Annotated in this window: 1 protein-coding gene; it reads left to right on the forward strand. The window is 54.2% G+C overall.

Annotation, left to right across the window (positions count from 1 at the left end):
* The coding region (locus ACFI32_RS14765) for a hypothetical protein (protein WP_462627383.1) at positions 1-1,147 on the forward strand (1,147 nt) is incomplete at both ends.

Genomic DNA, 1,147 nt, shown 5'->3' on the forward strand with positions numbered 1-1,147 from the left:
TACACCGCACTACGATCAAGAAGCGGTGTCTGCTCAGATGATGCTCGATAGCCCCTCTGCCTTTGCCCCTGTGATCGATACCGACCAGATCGATGAAGCGATGATTGTTGCAGAAGGTTTCACCCGCTTACACCAGCAATATTGTGCGCTTTCGGTGGCAACAGCGCTGTGTACAGCAGACACCTTTACCTTAGTAGGGCATAACGATCTCAATCAATCCTACCGCGTGACACATATCACCCATTTGGCACGTAATAGCCTGTCGCATTTGACAGGACTGACCATCAGTGATCGCCATCGTCAGCGTCATGCCTCCATGCTAGAGGCAGGCAGTCACCTTACCCAGCTGCGCTTGATTACTGCCGATACCCCGTGGGTGGGTGCCATGTACCATCGACAAGCCGTACCGGCGATGACTGGCCTCACAGAGGATCAAAGTGATCGCGACAGCCGCAACCACATGACCCCCACCCGCTTGGCACTGTTTGACGCCCCTGCCCAATCCATTCACCGCACGGAGGCACAAGCAGGGGCCAACTATGGCACCCACTTTACCCACCGCGCTGATGACCAAACCCTCATACAATCTGTCGGTGATGGTGAACACCTAATCAATACAGGCAGCTTACTGTCAGCAACCCGTCCAAGCCTGTTTGCCACCAAAGACGGACAGGCCATTGAAAGCGGCTATCGACACAAGGCAAATAACGCCCTATCTGAGTGGCTGACTAATCACAGCGCAGAACAGGCGCATTCCCAGTGGCACATGCGTAGCGAGCTTGATGCCACCGTGAAGATGGGGATCATCAACCCTGCAAGCGGTAGTCAGTCTCAACGTGATGGTATCAGCACCCAGACTGACGCCCAGCTGAATGTCAAATCAGCCAATGCCCTCGTCCTATCCACCCAGCCACAAACGCATCTCCAATCTGGGCAGCATGACTATCAGCACCATACCCCAACACTGACCCAAACTGCCCTTGGCGGTCAACACTTGGCTGAACGCTTAACACAGCTGGCAACCGGTCTGGGTAGATCGGTCAATGACCATACCAACATCAAGACTCAGCTAGAGAACATCGGTGAGGAGCAGCAAACCAAAACCCATCAAGACACTCCTTATACCCTGATCGATAGCGCCGCCGAC

The sequence above is a fragment of the Psychrobacter sp. PSi21 genome (assembly GCF_054960615.1).